At 58.8% G+C, this 19,571-nt stretch carries 22 protein-coding genes; 7 read left to right on the forward strand and 15 right to left on the reverse strand.

Annotated elements, in window-relative coordinates:
* Positions 1-14: 14 nt before the first annotated feature.
* The 3 genes from KX928_RS16865 to smpB form a co-directional block, all read right to left on the reverse strand.
* Complete coding sequence (locus KX928_RS16865) at positions 15-1,199, reverse strand: amino acid aminotransferase (protein WP_219504984.1); 1,185 nt, start codon at positions 1,197-1,199, stop codon at positions 15-17.
* Positions 1,199-2,053, reverse strand: coding sequence for a 3-mercaptopyruvate sulfurtransferase (sseA, locus tag KX928_RS16870; RefSeq protein ID WP_219504986.1), 855 nt, complete (start codon positions 2,051-2,053; stop codon positions 1,199-1,201). Before sseA ends, KX928_RS16865 begins: the two co-directional genes overlap by 1 nt.
* 109 nt (positions 2,054-2,162) lie before the next feature.
* On the reverse strand, positions 2,163-2,651 hold the full coding sequence (gene smpB / locus KX928_RS16875) for an SsrA-binding protein SmpB (RefSeq protein ID WP_219504988.1): 489 nt from the start codon (positions 2,649-2,651) through the stop codon (positions 2,163-2,165).
* A 136-nt stretch (positions 2,652-2,787) separates the two neighbouring features.
* Here smpB and KX928_RS16880 point away from each other — a divergent pair, with 136 nt between their 5' ends.
* Complete coding sequence (locus tag KX928_RS16880) at positions 2,788-3,639, forward strand: hypothetical protein (protein ID WP_219504990.1); 852 nt, start codon at positions 2,788-2,790, stop codon at positions 3,637-3,639.
* Here the strand turns inward: KX928_RS16880 and KX928_RS16885 are convergent.
* Positions 3,636-4,454, reverse strand: a complete 819-nt coding sequence (locus KX928_RS16885; protein WP_219504992.1) for a sulfotransferase family protein — start codon at positions 4,452-4,454, stop codon at positions 3,636-3,638. The genes KX928_RS16880 and KX928_RS16885 overlap by 4 nt on opposite strands.
* Positions 4,455-4,598: 144 nt before the next feature.
* Here KX928_RS16885 and KX928_RS16890 point away from each other — a divergent pair, with 144 nt between their 5' ends.
* Positions 4,599-6,176 carry a DUF5928 domain-containing protein gene (locus KX928_RS16890; protein ID WP_219504994.1) on the forward strand — a complete coding sequence of 526 codons (1,578 nt, stop codon included), beginning with the start codon at positions 4,599-4,601 and terminating at the stop codon, positions 6,174-6,176.
* An 11-nt stretch (positions 6,177-6,187) separates the two neighbouring features.
* A complete protein-coding gene (locus tag KX928_RS16895) occupies positions 6,188-6,577 on the forward strand; it encodes an HIT domain-containing protein (protein WP_219504996.1) in 390 nt (129 codons plus the stop codon).
* Here KX928_RS16895 and KX928_RS16900 read toward each other — a convergent pair.
* From KX928_RS16900 to KX928_RS16910, 3 genes are all read right to left on the reverse strand, one after another.
* Positions 6,571-7,221, reverse strand: a complete 651-nt coding sequence (locus KX928_RS16900) for a DUF1523 family protein (RefSeq protein ID WP_219504998.1) — start codon at positions 7,219-7,221, stop codon at positions 6,571-6,573. The genes KX928_RS16895 and KX928_RS16900 overlap by 7 nt on opposite strands.
* A 13-nt stretch (positions 7,222-7,234) precedes the next feature.
* Positions 7,235-7,501 (reverse strand): hypothetical protein, encoded by a 267-nt coding sequence (locus tag KX928_RS16905; protein ID WP_219505000.1) that lies wholly within the window; start codon positions 7,499-7,501, stop codon positions 7,235-7,237.
* A 124-nt stretch (positions 7,502-7,625) separates the two neighbouring features.
* On the reverse strand, positions 7,626-8,084 hold the full coding sequence (locus KX928_RS16910; protein WP_257883858.1) for a MarR family winged helix-turn-helix transcriptional regulator: 459 nt from the start codon (positions 8,082-8,084) through the stop codon (positions 7,626-7,628).
* A 106-nt stretch (positions 8,085-8,190) separates the two neighbouring features.
* Between KX928_RS16910 and KX928_RS16915 the strand changes: the two genes are divergently transcribed.
* A complete protein-coding gene (locus KX928_RS16915) occupies positions 8,191-8,619 on the forward strand; it encodes an organic hydroperoxide resistance protein (RefSeq protein ID WP_257883859.1) in 429 nt (142 codons plus the stop codon).
* A 47-nt stretch (positions 8,620-8,666) separates the two neighbouring features.
* Here KX928_RS16915 and KX928_RS16920 read toward each other — a convergent pair whose 3' ends face one another.
* Complete coding sequence (locus KX928_RS16920) at positions 8,667-9,890, reverse strand: aminopeptidase P family protein (protein ID WP_219505002.1); 1,224 nt, start codon at positions 9,888-9,890, stop codon at positions 8,667-8,669.
* Positions 9,891-10,012: 122 nt separating this feature from the next.
* Positions 10,013-10,801 carry a hormone-sensitive lipase gene (locus tag KX928_RS16925; RefSeq protein WP_219505111.1) on the reverse strand — a complete coding sequence of 263 codons (789 nt, stop codon included), beginning with the start codon at positions 10,799-10,801 and terminating at the stop codon, positions 10,013-10,015.
* 86 nt (positions 10,802-10,887) lie between these two features.
* Between KX928_RS16925 and KX928_RS16930 the strand changes: the two genes are divergently transcribed.
* Together KX928_RS16930 and KX928_RS16935 are read left to right on the forward strand one after the other, a co-directional pair.
* Entirely contained in the window at positions 10,888-12,366 is a 1,479-nt protein-coding gene (locus KX928_RS16930) for an NAD-dependent succinate-semialdehyde dehydrogenase (RefSeq protein WP_219505005.1), read from the forward strand.
* Positions 12,366-13,334, forward strand: a complete 969-nt coding sequence (locus tag KX928_RS16935) for a threonine dehydratase (RefSeq protein WP_219505007.1) — start codon at positions 12,366-12,368, stop codon at positions 13,332-13,334. The genes KX928_RS16930 and KX928_RS16935 overlap by 1 nt, the downstream gene beginning before the upstream one ends.
* Positions 13,335-13,386: 52 nt before the next feature.
* Here the strand turns inward: KX928_RS16935 and KX928_RS16940 are convergent, their stop codons facing one another.
* Positions 13,387-13,953, reverse strand: coding sequence for a carboxymuconolactone decarboxylase family protein (locus tag KX928_RS16940; RefSeq protein ID WP_219505009.1), 567 nt, complete (start codon positions 13,951-13,953; stop codon positions 13,387-13,389).
* A 161-nt stretch (positions 13,954-14,114) separates the two neighbouring features.
* On the opposite strand from KX928_RS16940, the gene KX928_RS16945 reads away from it, so the two are divergent.
* Complete coding sequence (locus tag KX928_RS16945; RefSeq protein WP_219505011.1) at positions 14,115-14,702, forward strand: TetR/AcrR family transcriptional regulator; 588 nt, start codon at positions 14,115-14,117, stop codon at positions 14,700-14,702.
* 55 nt (positions 14,703-14,757) lie between these two features.
* Here the strand turns inward: KX928_RS16945 and KX928_RS16950 are convergent, their stop codons facing one another.
* The 5 genes from KX928_RS16950 to KX928_RS16970 form a co-directional block, all read right to left on the reverse strand.
* Positions 14,758-15,225, reverse strand: coding sequence for an Hsp20 family protein (locus KX928_RS16950; protein WP_219505013.1), 468 nt, complete (start codon positions 15,223-15,225; stop codon positions 14,758-14,760).
* Positions 15,226-15,351: 126 nt separating this feature from the next.
* The gene (locus KX928_RS16955) at positions 15,352-16,179 is read right to left on the reverse strand and encodes a trypsin-like serine peptidase (protein WP_219505022.1); all 828 of its coding nucleotides are present in this window, start codon (positions 16,177-16,179) and stop codon (positions 15,352-15,354) included.
* 3 nt (positions 16,180-16,182) lie between these two features.
* Positions 16,183-17,004, reverse strand: a complete 822-nt coding sequence (locus KX928_RS16960) for a trypsin-like serine peptidase (protein WP_308342370.1) — start codon at positions 17,002-17,004, stop codon at positions 16,183-16,185.
* 110 nt (positions 17,005-17,114) lie between these two features.
* Complete coding sequence (gene glcF / locus KX928_RS16965) at positions 17,115-18,437, reverse strand: glycolate oxidase subunit GlcF (protein WP_219505024.1); 1,323 nt, start codon at positions 18,435-18,437, stop codon at positions 17,115-17,117.
* A complete protein-coding gene (locus tag KX928_RS16970) occupies positions 18,437-19,570 on the reverse strand; it encodes an FAD-binding protein (RefSeq protein WP_219505026.1) in 1,134 nt (377 codons plus the stop codon). The genes glcF and KX928_RS16970 overlap by 1 nt, the downstream gene beginning before the upstream one ends.
* Position 19,571: the final 1 nt, after the last annotated feature.

A 19,571-nucleotide genomic window follows, 5' to 3' on the forward strand; every position in this document is an offset into this window, starting at 1 on the left:
TGGCCGGGTGCGACTCAGATGCCCGAATCAATGATTGCCTTGGCCAGTATCGGCACCGTTTCCGCGTTCAGTCCCGCAATGTTCATACGGCTGTCGGAAACCATGTAAATACCGTGTTTGGACCGCATCTCCTCGACCTTCTCGGACGTCGCGCCCAGACGCGAGAACATGCCACGGTGCTGCGCGAGAAAACCAAAACGGTCCGATCCCGAAAGGCGCTGCAGCTCGGACGCCAGTTGGCTGCGCAGTTCCAGCATACTGCTGCGCACTTCCTCCAGTTCGGCCATCCAGTCGGCCCGCAGCGCATCATCGTTCAGGATCATCGTCACCAACCGCGCGCCGTGATCCGGCGGGAAGGAATAATTCTGACGGTTCAGGAAGGCCAGCGTATCCTGATTGAGCTTGCGCGCATCTGCATCCTGACTGACCGCCATCAGCAGACCGGTGCGTTCGCGGTAGATGCCAAAGTTCTTTGAGCAGCTTGCCGCGATCAGGCACTCAGGCACCGATGACGCAACCAACCGCGTCGCCCGCGCGTCTTCTTCCAGCCCGTCTCCAAAGCCCTGGTAGGCGATGTCAATCATCGGAACGGCGCCGGTTTCAAGCAATACGTCCACGACCGACTGCCAGTCGGTCAAATTGAGGTTCGCGCCGGTAGGGTTGTGGCAGCAGCCGTGCAACAGAACGACATCCCCCGCCTTGGCCTGCCCGATGTCTTCGATCATACCGTCGAAATCGACGCCACGGGTCTCGTTGTCAAAGTAACGATAAGGGACCACCTCGATACCGAGGTAGTTCAGAATCGACACGTGGTTGGGCCAGGTGGGATTGGACACGAAGACACGGGCTTCCGGTCGCGCCATCTGAATAAGCTCGAACGCCTGACGCACCGCGCCGGTGCCACCCGGCGTGGCTACGGCTGCAACAGTTTCACGGGCAACCGCCTCGCCGAGAACCAGTTTGATCATGGCATCGGCAAAGGCCGGGTCTCCGGCAAGGCCGGTGTAGACCTTGGTGTCCTGCTCTTCCCACAGTTGGTGTTCAGCGGATTTGATCGCCCGCATGATCGGCGTCAGACCAGTTGCATCCTTATAGACACCAACACCGAGGTCGATCTTGGTCTGGCGCGGGTCCTCCTTGTACATTTGCACCAAGGCCAGAATGCTGTCGGCGGGGCGGGATTTCAGGGTTTCGAACATCAGGCGTCTCCAGTTGCGACGGGAACCGTCGGGAACATCCCCCACTCGGCCCAGGAGCCATCATAGAGGGACCAGTGCGAATGCCCCAAGCGTTCCAATGCCAGCGCCAGAATGGCGGCCGTGACACCTGATCCGCAGGAGGTGATGACCGGTTTGGACAAATCGACTCCGGCCGCTTCAAAAATAATACGACAGGCATCGGGGTCCTTCATCGTCTTGTCTTCGTTCAGCAGATCCGAGTAGGGAACATTCCGCGACCCCGGAATGTGACCCGAGCGCAAGCCTTCGCGGGGTTCCGGCGCATCGCCCCGGAAACGAGACGCTGCGCGCGCATCGACAATCACGTGATCCTTCAGTTTTGACGCGGCCGAAACCTGCGTGACATCCCGGACAAGGTGGTTTTGCAGGCGCACGGTCATGTGCCGGTCACGGATGACAGGCGGCATATCCTCGACCGGGTGGCCCTCTGCCTGCCACTTGGGAAACCCGCCATCGAGCACGGCGACGTTCTCCTGCCCCATCAAGCGGAACAGCCACCAGACGCGCGCAGCGGAAAACAGACCGGCGCCATCGTAGACCACCACCTGATGTCCATCACCCACCCCCATCGCGCGCAGGCGTGACATAAATTTTTCCACCGGTGGTACCATGTGAGGAAGATCGGAGCGATGATCCGATATATCATCGATGTCGAAGAACCGGGCGCCGGGGATATGGGCAGCGTCATATTCTTCCCGGGCGTTTCGGCCCGCTTCGGGCAGGTACCAAGAGGCGTCCAGAATGCGCAGGTCAGGATCCTTGAGATGTTGGGCCAACCACGTGGTGGAAACCAGCGTTTTCGGATCATCGGACATGAGATTCCCCCTGCGATAAGAAACGCCTCTGGGTAACGCTCGCAGAACATGGTGGCAAGCCCGCTCAGCCGCCCGGTGGCGCATGGCCCATGTTTCCGGCCAGCCCGGCTTACCCGTGGTCCTTCATCAGCCGGGACTTTTGGCGCGACCAGTCGCGTTTTGCCGCGGTCTCACGCTTGTCGTGCAGCTTTTTGCCCTTCGCCACACCGATCTTGATCTTTGCCATGCCGCGATGGTTGAAATACAGAACCAGCGGCACCAACGTCATGCCCTTGCGCTGCGTTGCATTCCACAAATCCGCCAGCTGTTTGCGCGACACCAGAAGTTTCCGGCGCCGGCGCTCTTCGTGCTGAAACGTCTTGGCTTGTTTGTAGGGCGCGACATAGCTGTTCACCAGCCACAACTCCCCATCCTCGACCGCCGCGTAGCTCTCGGCGATATTCGCGCCCCCCATCCGCAGGGATTTCACTTCGGAGCCTTCCAGAATGATACCACACTCCAGGTCTTCCTCGATCGCGTAATCGAAACGCGCGCGCCGGTTTTCAGCGACGACCTTGTAATTGGGATCGGATTTGGATGCGGATTTCACTTGGGCCATGTGCGCAGATGTAGGGCCAGACGATGAGCGACGCAAGACACGCTCGCGGCGCGCACCGCTTCCAATTCACCCCTGAATAGTCTGAGACACAAAATTGGTGTATAAAGGAGGTCGCGGCTTACGAATTGGAGTTTCTATGTTCAACCCGACCGCCACGTTGGCGTCGTCCTTCGGCGACCATCTGTCGGATACGTTTTTGCAGTATTTCTCCGGCCGTGACCCTGAATATGCCGCCTATATCAACGGCTGCGCGAAGATGGTTCTTGAACGACTGGCCAATTCGGATGCGCTCTACCACAATGCCGAACATACGATCATGGTCACGCTGGTCGGGCAACAAATCATGCGGGGGCGGCTCGTGACCGAGGCCATTCAACCGCGGGACTGGCTGCATTACATCGTGTCGCTGCTGGTGCACGATATCGGGTACCTGCGCGACATCTGCGAAGGAGACCACGATTCAGAAGTGGTGATCGATCCATCCGGCAAAACCATCACACCACCCCGCGGCGCGTCGGACGCTTACCTCGCACCTTACCACGTGGAACGGGGGATGATGTATGCACGGCGCCGATTTGCGGCCTCCGCCCTGATAGACGAGGAACGCATTGCCCGGGCCATTGATTACACACGCTTTCCGGTACCGGATGAGGAGTACTACCATTCCACCGCCAGCGAGCCGGCCCTTGTCCGGGCGGCTGACCTGATCGGGCAAATGGCCGACCCGTTCTACCATCGCAAAATCGGCGCGCTCTATCTGGAGTTCGAAGAAACCGGCATGGCAAAACAGCTCGGCTACAAAAGCGCCGTCGACCTGATGGAAAAATTCCCTGACTTCTTCTGGTCGCAGGTGCAGCCCCTTATCGGACCGGCCCTGAGCCATCTGGAACAGACAATGGAAGGTAAGCAGTGGGTGGCACAGCTCTACAACCACATTTTCCAGGTGGATCACCGCACCAGCATGCTGGGCCCGTTTGACGGAACCTAGTCACCCAGTTTCGCGTGAACTTCGTCGAGGTCGATCTCATCCACAGGCATCTTGTTGCCGGGATTGGCGAAGTCATACTTGAACAGCTGAAAATCGCGTTTGTATATTTCGTACACCAGATGCATTGACAGATCGTCGAAGTAATCCTCCACCGGATGCGCGCGTTTTGGACCGTGGCCCTCGCTTTCGTTGAACCGTGGAACATCTTTCAACTGGATGGCATGGGGCGTGTCGATTGCCGCCAGAACATCCTGCATGCCGTCGTCAAAGCTCTCCGTCCAGACGATCTTGTCATAAATCCCGCCGTTGACGATGAACGTGCTGACATGGCCTGACATCGCTGACCAGTGGATATCAGGGTCCATGGGCTTGCGAAATTTTATCGTGTCCCGGGCAAAGAGCAGGAACCGCCGGAAAGCGGCGATCTGGTCAAATTCGCCCTGACCGTCCTCCCCTCCGACATTGATCCCGTATTTCTGTGTCAGCAAGGGCACCAGATTTCCACGATATCTTTTCCCGTTGCGCTGAATGCCGCAGATCTTGTCGAAAAACGAGCTCAGGATCCGCGTGTAGGGGTTGCGGACGCAGGTAAAGGCATAGGATTTGTGTTGCTGCACGTTCCGGGTGATGGGTTCCTGGCTGCCCTCGAGCGCCCATTTGTGCAGGCCTTCTTTCGCATCGTGAATATCGCCGTCGAAATACGACCCATGGTCCGAAAAATACATGATCTGCCCGATGGTCGAGCAGGCACATTTGGGCACCACGCGGTACACCATACTTTCACTCGTGGTCATCCAGGTTCCCGGGAAACCCATACCAGTTAACTCCTGCCCGCTGCGCCGTTATGCAGCCATAAATCCTGCTGGTTTTGAAAAAAGCAAATAAATGCGGTTTATTCAATGAGCCTTCACGCTTATCAACGTATAGAGTGGCAGAAATAAGAGCAGATCAGATCAACCGTGGCCAAGATCGCCTTCATCCTGTTGTGCCATAAGGATCCCGATGCCATCATCCGGCAGGCGGAACGTCTGACTGCGGCCGGCGACTACATGGCGATCCATTTCGACGCACGCGCCAACCCTGAGCACTACGACAAAATCCGCAAAGCGCTGAACTGCAACGCTAATGTCACCTTTGCCAAGCGGCGGGTCAAATGCGGCTGGGGAGAATGGTCGCTGGTGCAGGCGACCCTGAACGCCGTCCAGGCCGCCGTGGATGCGTACCCGCGCGCCACCCATTTCTATATGCTGTCGGGCGACTGCATGGCGATCAAATCAGCAGAATACACCCATCAGTTCCTGGACGACAACGACGCCGATTTCATCGAAAGTTTCGACTATTTCGAAAGTGACTGGATCAAGACCGGCATGAAGGAAGAGCGGCTGATCTATCGCCACTTCTTCAATGAACGCAAATACAAACGGATCTTCTACGCCTCAATGGACATACAGCGTCGCCTCAATTTGGCGCGCGCATTGCCCGAAGACATCCAGATCAGGATCGGCAGCCAGTGGTGGTGCCTGCGGCGCGAGACGATCGAAAAAGTCCTGGCCTTCGTGCAGCAGCGGCGCGACGTGATGCGGTTTTTCGCCACAACCTGGATTCCGGACGAGACGTTCTTTCAAACCATCGTGCCGCATGTCGTACCGGAGCCGGAAATTCGCAGTCGGACGCTGACCTTCCTGATGTTCACCGACTATGGCATGCCGGTGACCTTCTACAATGATCACTACGATATGCTTATCAGTCAGGATTACCTTTTCGCGCGCAAAATCAGCCCCGACGCGCGTGATCTGAAACGCAGGCTTGGGCTGCTCTATGCGGCAACCGGGGTCAATTTCCAGATTTCCGGCGAAGGGCCAAGCCTGTTCAAGTTCCTTACCGGGCGCGGGCGGATCGGGCGGCGTTTCGCCACGCGTTTCTGGGAAACGGAATCCACCCTCGGGCGTGAACGCGAATTGCTCATCGTGGTGTGCAAGAAATGGCATGTGGCCAAACGCGTTCTGGAACGCATCAGGCAGACCACGAATGTGCCGGCGGTCGAATATCTGTTCAACGAAGACGACACGCCTTTGCCCGACCTTGGTGGCATTCAGACCTCGTTGGAAAAACGCACCCGCCACCGCAGGGCGTTAATGCGCATGTTGTTTGACTATTATGAAACCGACAAGATGATCGTCTGCATGGACCCTACAAATATCGAACTGCTTCAGGATTTCGCCGCCGACCGGTCGGTCACGCGCCTGCTGGAAATCGAATGCAGCTTTACCGAGGACTACCTGATCGGGCACGCCATGCGAGTGGGTCTGGCGGGCGAACAGACCTCCGAAGAAACCCTTGAACGCTTGCTGCCCACCATTCGCAATGACATGATTTTCGAAAGCGACCGTATCCGCGATGCGGAATTCAAGAACTACGGCAGAATACGCGAAGCGGGCGATCTGGAAGATAACACCCAGGCCCTTGCCGAATTTCTGTCGATCCCGACGGATGCCGCCCGCGACATCGCCAGCAGCCCTCATCTCTTCGCCGACTAAGGAACCCGCGCATGAGCTATGCCTATGACGACCAGAATGTATTTGCCAAGATCCTGCGCGGCGAAATCCCGAACGATACCGTGCTCGAAACAGACCATGCTCTGGCATTCAGGGATCTGCACCCGCAGGCTCCGACCCATGTTCTGGTGATCCCCAAGGGCGCGTATGTCAGCTTTGATCACTTCGCATCAGAGGCGTCGGAGGCGGAAGTCGTCGATTACACCCGCGCGATCGCCCAAGTTTGCCGCATGGAAGGCGTTTCGCTGACCGCGGGCGAGGGGTTTCGTATGATCTCCAACGCCGGTCATCACGGCGTGCAGGAAGTGCCGCATTTGCATGTGCACATCCTTGGCGGCCGCCCCATGGGGCGCATGTTGGCAAGGGTGGCTGACCCTCAGTAGCCGCGCCTCTTGGCCGCCCACCACTTGCGCAGGCGGCTGCGTTTTTCGGCCATGTTATCTTCGGCGGCTTCCCAGCTGTCCTGAATCTCTTCCAGCTTGGGGTCAATCCGTTTCTGTCGGAAACGTCTCCAGCGCACCCAGATCGCGTAGACGATTGCTGCAAAAAACGCGAGGATCAGAGTGTTCAGCCACGGCAGAGGTTTGCTGGCATCCGGCCCGGCAACCGGCCACACCGAAATTGCATTCGGAAAGATCGAGAAAAACTCGTTGCGCCAGCCATAGTGGCGGATCGCGACATATTGCGGATCAGCCGCAGTGGATTTGACGTCTGCTGCCTCGGCCTGCAGGTTTGACGTGTCGAATTTGAAGTAGGGTGGCCATCCCCAGCCGGTATCTTCGTTGCGATACACCATGACGCTGTTGTCCACGCGGCGTGTCTGGATGAAAAATACATCCCGGCTGCTGATCGTTGGATCGGAGCCCGCATCGGCCTGGGCCCAGAACAGGCGGTTTTCGCCCGGATCTATGCGTTTCTCATAGGTGTCCGTCACCCGCACGATGTCGACCTGCGGCAGCGTGTAGTGAAAGACAGAGGCAATCAGGGTCCAGAAGGCAATGATGAAACCCCATTTGATGTAAAACATAACCGGCCCCTTCTCAGGCGAAATTCGTAAAGTAGATGATCAGGCCCATGGCGATGGTCGGGATGATATACACCCCCAGAATCAGCTTGCGGCGCAATGAGCCATCGTATTCGGACAATCCGGTCTGCACGAAGGTATCGCGATCTCCCGGACCATGCGCTTCATCCCATTCCGCCTCCAGTTTAGCGCGCCGGACAGCCCGCGAATAGAGCGACAGAGACACGTAGATCACGGTCAGGACGACAAACCCGATCAGTAGTAGCCGCGCCAGTGCAAACATTCCCGTATTCCTTTTGGCGGATCTTCGGTTTCTATATAGGCAATGTAAAGAACTGTTACATCACCTCAGGGCACAAGTTTCGGTCATCCCATGGCAAATGCAATCGGTGTTTGAAAGCACAATATCACCCATCGGCTGTCAGCATGGCGGCGGTCAGGTCGCGCAAATTCCTTTGCAACGCGATAAGATCGTCTGAACTCATGCCCGTGGCTCGAAGTATGCAAAGCGGCACGTGATCCGCACGTGCCTTCAAGGTGCGACCCGTCTCGGTAAGCGCCACGACCACACGCCGCTCGTCCTTCGGATCGCGCGTGCGGGTCACCAAACCGGCCTCCTGCAACCGTTTGATCAGCGGTGTCAGCGTGTTGCTCTCAAGGCTGACCCGATGTCCGATCTCACCGACGCTGAGCGGGCTGTCAGCCCAGAGGTTCAGCATCACCAGGTATTGCGGATAGGTCAGCCCCAACGGCGCGAGCAAGGGTTTGTACACACGCGTGAAGGCCTGAGATGCGGCATAGAGGTCAAAACAGATCATCTGCTCCATCGGATCGATCTGCTGGGCTGGAGAGGTGTCAATGGTCATGATCGTTATTTATGTCGTGGACGATATTATCGCAAGCTTGACATAATCGACAGAGTAATTTAAATCGTACACGATATTAACGTACCCGATATAAAAGGAGAAAATCATGCCAACCAAAGTTCTGTACAGCACAACCGCCACCGCGACAGGTGGCGGTCGTGAAGGATCATCCAGCCTGGATGACGGCACGTTCACCGCGCAACTGGTCACACCGAAAGAGCTGGGCGGTGCCGGTGGCGACGGCGTGAACCCCGAACAGCTGTTTGCGACGGGTTATGCCGCCTGTTTTCTCGGCGCACTGCGCTTCTACGCCGGTCAGAAGAAGATAGACGTGCCCGATGACGCCACCGTCACAACAACTGTCGGCATTGGGCCGCGCGAAGATCTTGGTTTTGGTCTCGACGTCAAAATCAAGGTGTCCCTACCCGGTGTCGACAAGGCCGTCGCGGAGGACCTGATTGCAGGTGGCCACAAGGTATGCCCTTACAGCCACGCCACAAAAGGGACCCTGACAATCACGCCAGAGCTGGCCTGATCCGGCGACCGCGCCGCGGCACAGCAGGTGCGCCGCAGCGGGTTTCGTCACCCTACGACGTTGTGCTGGGGCCCATAGGGATAGCCGGTGATGTTCTCGTTACCGTCCTCGGTGATCACCAGGATATCGTGTTCGCGATAGCCACCGGCGCCGGGCTGACCTGCGGCAATGGTCAGCATCGGCTCCATCGATATCACCATGCCCGGCTCCAGCACCGTATCTATGTCCTCGCGCAGTTCGAGACCCGCTTCGCGCCCGTAGTAATGGCTCAACACCCCGAATGAGTGACCGTAACCGAAGGTGCGGTATTGAAGCAGGTCGCGTTCGGCCAGGAATTCGTTGATCTTTTGGGTGACGCTGGCGCAGGTCGCCCCGGGTTTCAGCAGCGTCATGCCGTATTCGTGCGCCGCCACGTTGGCTTCCCAGACTTTCAGGCTCGCCGGATCGACGTCCTGAACAAAAAGCGTGCGTTCAAGCGCAGTATAATACCCGGAGATCATCGGAAATGTGTTGAGTGACAGGATGTCGCCCCGCTCCAGCACACGGCCCGTCACCGGATTATGCGCCCCATCGGTGTTCAGCCCCGATTGGAACCACACCCATGTGTCACGGTATTCCGCATCCGGGAACCTTTCGGCGATCTCAAGCTCCATCGCGTCCCGTCCGGCCATCGCCACGTCGATCTCCCGGACCCCGGGTCTGATTGCGTCGCGAATGGCGTATCCGCCGACATCCGCCACCTGTGCGCCATGACGGATCAGCGCGATTTCAGCTTCGGATTTGTGCATCCGCTGGCGCATCGTGGTCTCAAACAGGTCGACCATGGTGAGCGGGTTCAGGAAATCCTCCATCTTGTCGCGCTGCATCAGGGTCAGGTGGTCGCCTTCGTACCCAATGATGGCGTTCCTGCCTGCGACCGAAGCGACGGCCCGCCAGAAGTTGTCCCGCTGCCAGTCGGTATAGGTGATGTTATCGGCAAAACTGCGTCGCCATGGCTGCCCCGCATCAATCCCGGCGCTGATCGTCACGGCGTCTTTATCGGTCACCACCAGCCCGTAGGGACGCCCGAAAGCGCAGTAGAGAAAACCGGAATAATAGGCGATGTTATGCATCGACGTGAATACCGCCGCTGAGACGCCGGCTGCTTCCATACGCTCGCGCAGTTCGGCAAGCCGCGCCTCGTATTCTGCAGCCTCAAAGGGCAGCGGCGACTTTTCACCGTTGTGATAGCGGTACATTTCCGGGCGGTCAGAGAATTCTTGGGCGGTCATGTCAGACCCTCCTTATTCAGAAAGGTCCCGGCGTTCAGGACAGATCGGGGCAATATCCCGGGCGACGCCATCGCCCGAAGCCTGCGCCAAGCCATGGCCGATTCCACACTGTCGATCAAGCGTTATTGCCCGGTGAGAAAACTCACCAGATCACTGGCCGGATCCTTCAGGGCATCAATGACGTCGAAATGGTGCTTGCCGGGCACAATGACCTGCCGGGCGCCCCATGCCCTCGCCTGCGCCTCAGCCTGTTCCAGGAACACCGGGCGCTCGTCCGCCCCAACCCAGATCTTCACTTCCGCCTCCTGAGGCGGTGCCATTCGTGTAAGGCTTTCCGCAGCGGCCTCTTCAGGATCCAGCTGCAATATCTCGTTCATGGACGTCTCCAACAGGGGCGTGAGGTCCGCAACCGGTGATATCGGCGCAATCCTTTCGATGCGCCGCCGGATCGTTTCCGGCAATATCAACGGATCCATCATGCGCGACACAAGATGACCGCCCGCAGAGTGCCCCGCCAGAGCAATCGGTTCAAAGGTTCGGTCCGCGATCCTCGTCACGGCAGTGGCGATCTGCCGGGTGATCTGCGAAATTCGGACATCCGGGCACAGGTCGTAGCCGGGCATTGCAACGGACCACCCAGCCGCCAGCGCACCGGTGGCGAAATGCGACCATGTGCTGTGGTCGAACGCTTTCCAATAGCCGCCGTGAACAAAGACCAAAGTGCCGCGTGAAAGCCCCTCGGTGTTAAAGAAATCAAACACCTGTCGTGCACTCTCGCCATAAGGAAGTCCGATCTCTGCGCGCGGGCCCATGGCGTCGCGGAACGCGGCTGCTTCGCGGTTCCACCGCGGCGGAAACTCCTCAGCTCCCGGTATGTAGGCGGCATTTGCATACGCATCGTCCAACGGCATCATTTGTTACACCCTTCTTTTCGGAACTGGACAATCATAGCCAGAGTTGATTTGAGAACTACAGCCATTTTCGTGGAGGACCCGAAATGAAAGATATTCTAAACACCGATCTGAAATCCCTGCTCAAAGATCCGAGCCTTCTGGAAACCCGCGCCTATGTGGGTGGTCAATGGGTCGACGGGGATGACGGCACCTTCGACGTGACCAACCCGGCGCGCGGCGATGTCATCGCCTCGGTTGCGAACCTCAGCCGTGCCCAGGTTGCCGAGGCCATCGCCCAGGCGGAAGACGCTCAGAAAGAGTGGGCGGCATGGACCGGCAAGGAACGCGCGGCGGTCATGCGAAAGTGGTTTGACCTGATGATGGAGAACGCCGACGATCTCGCGACGATCCTGACCGCCGAACAGGGCAAACCGCACGCGGAAGCCAAGGGCGAGATCGCCTACGGTGCGAGCTTCATCGAGTTCATGGGCGAGCAGGCCAAACGCGTCTACGGCGAAACCATTCCCGGCCACCAGCGCGACAAGCGCATCACGGTCCTGAAACAACCCATCGGGGTTGCTGCCTCGATCACGCCATGGAACTTCCCCAATGCGATGATCACCCGCAAGGCGGCACCGGCGCTGGCGGTCGGGTGTTCTTTCGTGGCGCGCCCTGCTGCGGAAACGCCGCTCAGCGCCATCGTCATGGGCGTACTGGCGGAGCGCGCGGGCATTCCGGCGGGTGTGTTCAACGTGGTGCCGTCGTCATCGTCTTCGGCGGTGGGTCAGGAGTTCTGCGAAAACCCCGCCGTGCGCAAACTGACCTTCACCGGCTCCACCGAGGTGGGTCGTATCCTGCTGAAGCAGGCGGCGGATCAGGTGATGAAATGCTCGATGGAACTGGGCGGCAACGCGCCCTTCATCGTCTTTGACGACGCCGACCTTGATGCCGCTGTCGAAGGCGCGATGCTGTGCAAGTTCCGCAACAACGGTCAGACCTGCGTCTGTGCCAACCGCATCTATGTACAGGCGGGCGTCTATGACGCATTCGCGGCCAAGCTGAAGACCGCCGTTGAAAACCTCAAAGTCGGCGATGGCCTCGAAGAGGGCGTCACGACAGGCCCGCTGATCAATCAGGACGCCGTTGAGAAGGTGAAGGAACATATGGAGGATGTCGTCAGCAACGGCGGCGCGATCCTGACCGGCGGCAAGACACATGAAAAGGGTGGTACGTTTTTCGAACCAACCATCGTGACCGGCGTCACGCAGGATATGAAAGTCGCCACCGAAGAAACCTTCGGTCCTCTGGCCCCCCTCTTCAAATTCGAAGACGAGGATGAAGTGATCGCGATGGCCAATGACACAATCTTCGGCCTTGCGTCCTACTTTTATGCCAAGGACCTCAGCCGGGTCTACAAAGTGGCAGAAGCGCTGGAATACGGGATTGTCGGCGTGAACACCGGGATCATTTCAACCGAACTGGGGCCTTTTGGCGGGGTGAAACAGTCCGGTCTCGGGCGCGAAGGCTCGCACCACGGAATCGAAGACTACCTGGAGATGAAGTACATCTGCATGTCGGTCTGATGTTCACTAGGCCGGAACTGGAAGCGGCGGTGCAGCTTGTGCACCGCCACATGCCCGCGACACCGCAACATGTCTGGCCATTGCTGAATGGCACCACCGGCGCCGAAGTCTGGGTCAAACACGAAAATCACACTCCCACCGGTGCGTTCAAAATTCGCGGGGCGTTCACGTTCATGGATTGGCTGGTGCGGACCAAGCCGAACGTGCGCGGCATCTGTACAGCCACGCGGGGCAACCACGGTCAGGGACAGGCGCGCGCCGCCACCAGCGCAGGTCTGATTGCCAAGGTCTATGTTCCGCACGGCAACTCGGTGGAAAAGAACGCAGCCATGCAGGCCTTCGGGGCCGAGCTTGTCGAGCACGGTGATGATTTCGACACCGCGAGGCTCGAAGCCTTCCGCGTGGCTGAGGTGGAGGGTTTGCACATCGTGCCACCCTTCCACAAGGAACTGGTACGGGGCGTTGCGACTTATGCCTACGAGCTGTTCACTGCGGCACCTGACCTCGACACCGTTTACGTGCCGATCGGCTGCGGGTCGGGCATCTGCGGTACGATCATCGCACGCGATGCCCTGGGACTGAGTACAAAGGTTGTCGGCGTTGTGTCGGATCGTGCCGCAACTGCGAAACTGTCGGTGGAGGCAGGGAGGCTGGTCGAAACGGAAACCGCCAATACCTTTGCGGACGGCATGGCCGTCAGGGTGCCGGTGCAGGCGGCGTTCGACATTTATTCCAAGGGCGCAGAGCGAATCATCACTGTGACCGATGATGAAGTTGCCGAGGCCATTCGGCTGTATTTCAGCCATACGCATAACGTTGCCGAAGGCGCAGGAGCCGCGCCGCTTGCGGCATTGATGCAGGAACGCCGCCAGATGGCAGGCAAAAAGGTGGGTGTCATCCTGTGCGGCAGTAACATCGACACCGCGTGGTTCGCACAGGTTTTGGCGGGGCAGACACCACAAGTCTGACATCTGATCTCACTGCGGCCAGCACCGGTTTGATACTGGCCACGGTGCCGGCTCAGGCAGCATTCGCCGTGTCGGCAGACCACGTGTTTGACACAAATGCGGCGTCCAATTCCGTTTGCGCGATATGGTTCGTGTAATTGGACAGGACCTTGAGGGCCGTACCCAACACGACCTCCAGAACGGTCTGCTTGCTGTAACCTGCATCAATAAGGGCGTGCACATCTGCCTCCGAGGGCCACCCCCGGCTTTCATTCACGACGATCGAGAACTGGCGCAAGGCTTCCAGCCTGGTGTCGGCAATCGGAGTGTTGTTGCGCAACGCCTCAATGACGTCTTGCGCAACACCTGCGCCTTGCATGATCGTCGTGTGAGCGGCCATACAGTAGTTACATCCGTTCAGGCGGTTATTTGTCATCAGAATAACCTGACGCTCGGTTTCGGTCAGATCGGTTTTACCGAAGATTCCCGAAATCGACATGTAGCCCTCCACCAGGGTCGGGGCTTCTGCCATGGTCGCCAGCAGATTGGGCACAAAGCCCAGCTTGTTTTTCGCGGCTTCAAGAACGGGCCTTGCGTTGGCGGGAGCTGTTTCGATCGTATGGGTTGCAAAATCGGGCATTGGGGTCTCCGTTTCGAAATGAGGTGACTATTTATACCGTTCGGTACAAACCGCAGCTATGCAGTCTGTACCGATCAGTCAATACCCGGCTGCCATTTTCTTGAACGCTCGGTATAAATTCCTATATTTAAGGCAGGAAACCAAAGACAGGACAGGCTCCAATGCCTTGGGAAAAGACATTCGATCTCGATGAAGCGACCGACAAGGCCATTCAGGTCTTTTGGAAAAAGGGCTATGAAGGCACGTCAATGGCCGATCTGATTGATGGTATGCAAATCAATAAAGGCAGCCTTTACAACGCCTTCGGATCAAAACAAGAACTCTTTGACCGCGCATTGCTGCGCTATGATCAGAAAACCCGTGCGACGTTTGTTGCCGATCTCAGCCAATGGGAGGATCCCGTTGCGGCAATCAACGCATTTTTCGAACGGTTGCTCGATGAGGCGCAGTCCGGTCCCGAGAGCCTGGGATGTTTTATCATCAATACGGCCCAGGATCTGCCGAACCAGACACCCGAAGTGGTCAATATCGTCCGCGCCTCCTTATCGGAGCTCGAAGAGTTTTTCGAAACAATGATCGCGCGTGGCCACGACAGCGGCCGGATCTCCGCCGATGTGCAGGCCCGGCCGACGGCTCAGGCATTGTTGTCAATGGTGGTCGGGCTGCGCTTGTTGTCACGCGGCGCGGTCGATCCATCCACCCTGACAAGTATCAAAGACAGCGCCATGCGCCTCGTCACATCCTCCTGATACGAAAAAGGGCGCAGCCCGCTGGCTGCGCCCTCAGGATGATGGGAGATGTCGGTTAATTGACGGCTTTGCTGTCAACAACGTCCTTTTCGATCTGCTTGGTCGAGGCGATCGAAATCTGACGCGGTTTCAGCGCTTCCGGTACTTCCCGCACAAGATCGATGTTCAGCATTCCGTCCGCGTGGGTCGCGCCGGTAACCTGCACGTGATCCGCCAGATGGAACCGGCGCTCGAACGCGCGTGTCGCGATACCGCGATGCAGGAAGCTGCGGCCCTCGTCTTCGTCCACTTTCTTGGCGGAAACGATCAGCGCGTTCTCGCGCACTTCGACCGAGAGATCGGCTTCGGAGAACCCGGCAACCGCGATAGAGATGCGGTAGGCGTCGCCGTCCAGCTTTTCGATGTTGTAGGGGGGGTATGAAGGTTGTGCGCCTTCGTTTGTCAGCACCCGGTCCATCAGATCCGCGATCTGATCAAACCCGACGGTGGCACGGTAGAGCGGTGCAAAATCATATGTACGCATTGTGTTATCCTCTTTTGAGCGATGACGCGCTGGCTGCTCCCGGGGGACGCACACCAGCAGGTGTATCCGCCGGAGCCCTCATCAGGCACTCCGGACGTCATCAATGTGGGGATGGGTTTCAGGCTTTCAAGACCCTCCGGGGCGCACGAATTTCGCGCCACCATCGGTTGATGTTCGACGTGCACTGCCGTTAACGGTGATCCGCTTGGCATCCGCCAACGGGCGCGACGCATTGGCCCGCATCTGCCGTTTCAGGTCAGCTACAAGATTGGGCAGCACCATCCCAAACGACGTTTTCCGGCCATCGTAATACCCCACGCTGGAGATAACTGAAATGATCTGGCCGCGTCCATTCCTGTGACTAAAAACCGGGGCGCCCGAAGATCCGAATGTGACGTCACAATCCATCAGGACAACTCCTTTGTACTGATCGAACATTCGGCACACGGCCTGTCGTGACGGTAGCTCCGCCCGCCCGCGCCCATAGGATACGACGCTCACCGGGCCCTTGGCGAAACGCCCCTGATAAAGCACGAAAGGGTCCAGCACGTGCGTCGGAATCGGGGACGCCAGTTTTAACAAAGCGACATCATGGCGGATGTTCTGCGCCTCGACCCCGCGGGCCGGATCATAGCCCGGATGGGCCTCGATCTGGGATACCTTGCGCTCGGCCGCAGAGGTCCCGTGGCGCAGACCCGCACGGAAGGTCAGATCATCGGCCTCCAGAAGGTTGCCGGTTCGGGACGAATACACGCAGTGTGCCGCTGTCAGCACCAGTTCCGGCGCGATCAGGGTGGCGGTGCAGAAACCGACGTCATCGGCGTCCAGGCGCCCCACAGCCTGCCAGACCAACGCCTCGTTCGCCCCGTCCAGCCCGTCCAGCGCGGTATTGCGCGCCTGCGCGGAGGCGATACACGGAGCCAGAAGCAGAAGGACAAAGACAAGCTGGCGCATGGATCAGTTCAACGGTTTTATGAATTTTGCGCCGGAAGAGTGGCGCCCGCCGCCAACACCGACGCGGGCAGCAATTGGCGCGCTTTCCTGATAGACCCCTTTGCCGGCCAGAATCTCGGACCGCAGGAACTCCAGAGGTGCGCCAAGCGCGGTCCCCAAGGAGACGTCCTCGCCGTTCATCTCTGCCTTGGCTGACACCACAGAGACGATTTGCGCCTTGCCGTCCGCAAAGGTGAAAATCGGCGCGCCCGAAGATCCGAAGTCCACCGAGCATGAGGTCACCAGAACGCCCTGCTGACGGGCGAGAACGGTGCACACTTCTTGAAGCGACGGTGCTTCGGAGCGGTCTCGTGCATAGCTCACCACACCCACCCGGTCGCCCTTGCGTGGCCGCGGCGCGGTCTCGAACGGCTCAATTGTCGTGTTACGGATAGGCCGCGCCAATTCCAGCAGGGCGATGTCATTTCGAACACGTTCCGAAGACACGTCTTCGTCGTACGTATAGTCGGGGTGCACAACAGCACGGCGCACCTGACGGTATGCAGAGGCACGCCCATTGCGCCACCCCGCAAGGAATTGCACGGTTTCATGGTTGATGCGCTTTCCGGAGGTCTTGTCGTAAAGGCAATGCGCCGCCGTCAGCACCAGATCGGGGCTGACCAAAGCACCCGTGCAAAAACCGTTTCCGCCAATGTCCAAACGCCCCACGGCTTCCCATGGGCTGGCATCGTTACCATCTTCGAGCGACTTCAGGCGCGCATCTTCGGCGATGGCACCTGTCGTTGTAAGCACCGCCAATCCAATTAAAAACAACCACTTTTGCACTTAAATTTCCTTCGATCCGATGCAGATCAAGCTACGCATCAGATACGGCAGAAATAGGGCATTATGCGCCTGATTGGCGGCCTTTTGGTTAACGGACCGTCGCCAAATAGTTAACGAAGTATGGGGATACGGGCCGCACCTGTGTGTTCGTCGCTCAAGGCGGGCGGTTTTGGCCCCCCGGTCGCCCAATCCAGCAATTCGACGGTGTGAACAATTGGCAGTGCCGTGCCGGAGCCGATCTGCATCATGCAGCCAATGTTGCCAGCCGCGATCACGTCGGGTTTTTTCGCCTCCAGCGTCCGTACTTTGCGGTCTTTCAGTTTGCGGGATATTTCCGGCTGCATGAGGTTGTATGTTCCCGCCGACCCGCAACACAAATGCGGATCAGAAGGTTCTACAACGCTAAATCCGGCGCGTTTCAGCAGGTCTTTCGGAAAGGTCTTGATCTGCTGACCATGTTGCAGCGAACAGGCCGCGTGATAGGCGACGACCATTTCCCTGTCCCCGCCCTCCGGCACGTCCAGCTTCATCAGCACCTCGGACACATCCATTGCAATGGCCGAAACGCGCGCCGCATCCTCTGCCAGCGCTTCATTGCGGAACATGTGCCCGTAGTCCTTGACGGTCGTGCCGCATCCGCTAGTGTTGATAACGATTGCGTCCAGCCCGCCGCCATCCATTTCCCCCGCCCAGGCGCGGATATTGCGGGCCGCTGTCTCACGACTTTCGGTTGTCTTGCCCATGTGGTGGGTCAGCGCGCCGCAGCAGCCTGCCCCTTCGGCCACCACGACTTCGCATCCCAGGCGGGTCAGCAGCCGAATGGTGGCGTCGTTGATGTCGGTGTTCAGCGCCCGCTGCGCACACCCCGTCATCAGGGCCACCCGCATTTTGTGCGACGTCTGAGGCGCAAACGTCTGAGGATCATCGTTTCGGCTGACAGGCGGGATCTTCCTTGGCGCCATTTCCAACATCGCGCGCAACCGCGCATCCGGCATCAATCGCGCAAACGGGCGTCCCATTTTCGCACCGACCAGCGCCAGCCGAAACCGCATTGGGTAGGGTAGGATGCGCGCCAGGATCCACCGCAGTGCGCGGTCACTGAAAGGGCGCTTGTAACGTTGTTCGATGTAGTCGCGGGCATGATCGACAAGATGCATGTAATGCACGCCGGAGGGACAGGTGCTCATGCAAGCCAGACAGCTCAGGCAACGATCTATGTGCTTGACCGTCTTTTCATCCGGGTCGCGATCGTTCTCCAGCATGTCCTTGATCAGGTAGATGCGGCCGCGCGGGCTGTCCAGTTCGTCACCCAGCACCTGATAGGTCGGGCATGTTGCCGTGCAAAACCCGCAGTGCACGCAAGATCGCAGAATCTCGTTGCTGCGTTTGATGGCCGGATCGGCGAGCTGTTGGTCGGTGAATGTCGTCTGCATCAGGCGACCTCTCTGGTCATCGGGCTCATCAAACCGGGGTTGAGAATGCCGCGCGGATCAAACCGTGCCCGCAGCCCTTCAGAAATACGCGCCACACCCGGCGCTTCTGGCTCGAACTGCGGCACGGTATCGGACCCGCCCCGCACTCGGGTAGCATGGCCGTCGTACCGGCCCAGCCGCGCCCGCAGATCCGTGCCGTGTGGCATCAGGAACCAGATCAGCCCGCCGCCCCAATCATAGTAACATTCCTCTGCGCCGCTGGCGGCTACAAGGTCCGGGCCCGCCGTCGGTTTGCAGGAGACGCGCCAGACGTCACCTTCCGCCGTCGAGAACTTGCCAGCATCGCGCACGCCCTCCCAGAACCACAACGACATTTCGTCACTTGCGATCAGCATATCGGCGCCTTCATCCGCGAACAGCGCCTTGAGCTGCTCCAGCCGGTAGGCGACCGACGCCTCGAAACCTTCCACCCGCAGCGCGGTCACCGGGTCGTCGTCAAGTATCTTGGCGCAATGGGCAGCCCCCGTGATTTCGTAAGGCGAGCCCATTGCCTTTGCCATAGCCGCGACCGCCGCACGATCCTCAAGACCCCGCAACATCAGCGTGCCTTGTGTCTCCGGCACCGGCAGCACCTTGAGCGCCACCTCCGTCATCACACCAAGCGTGCCAAAAGATCCGCACATCAGTTTCACCAGATCATACCCGGTGACGTTCTTCATGACGCGCCCGCCATTTTTCACAATGTTTCCGGCACCATCGACGTATCGCACGCCCAATGCGTAGTCCCGCGCCGCGCCGCCTTGTATCCGGCGCGGGCCGCTCACATTTGCCGCAATGACACCCCCCAGCGTCGGCTCGCCCTCGGTCCCGAGCAATACCCGATGGTCCATCGGCTCAAACGCAAGCCGCTGGTTTTCTGCCGCCAGCGCGCTCTCGATCTCCGACACCGGGGTGCCGGCCTGTGCGACAATCGTCAGGGCACCCGGTTCATAGAGCGAGATGCCCGACAGACCGGAGGTTGACAGGACATCGCCCATCGGTCGAAGCCCGCGCGTGCCGCCGCCCTGAATTGCCAGGGGACCCCGGGCCGATTTGATCGCATCGGCAAGCGCCTGTTCTGTGTCAGGTATCATA

This window comes from Roseobacter insulae, from assembly GCF_019375555.1.
In the GTDB taxonomy this organism is placed as follows: domain Bacteria; phylum Pseudomonadota; class Alphaproteobacteria; order Rhodobacterales; family Rhodobacteraceae; genus Roseobacter; species Roseobacter insulae.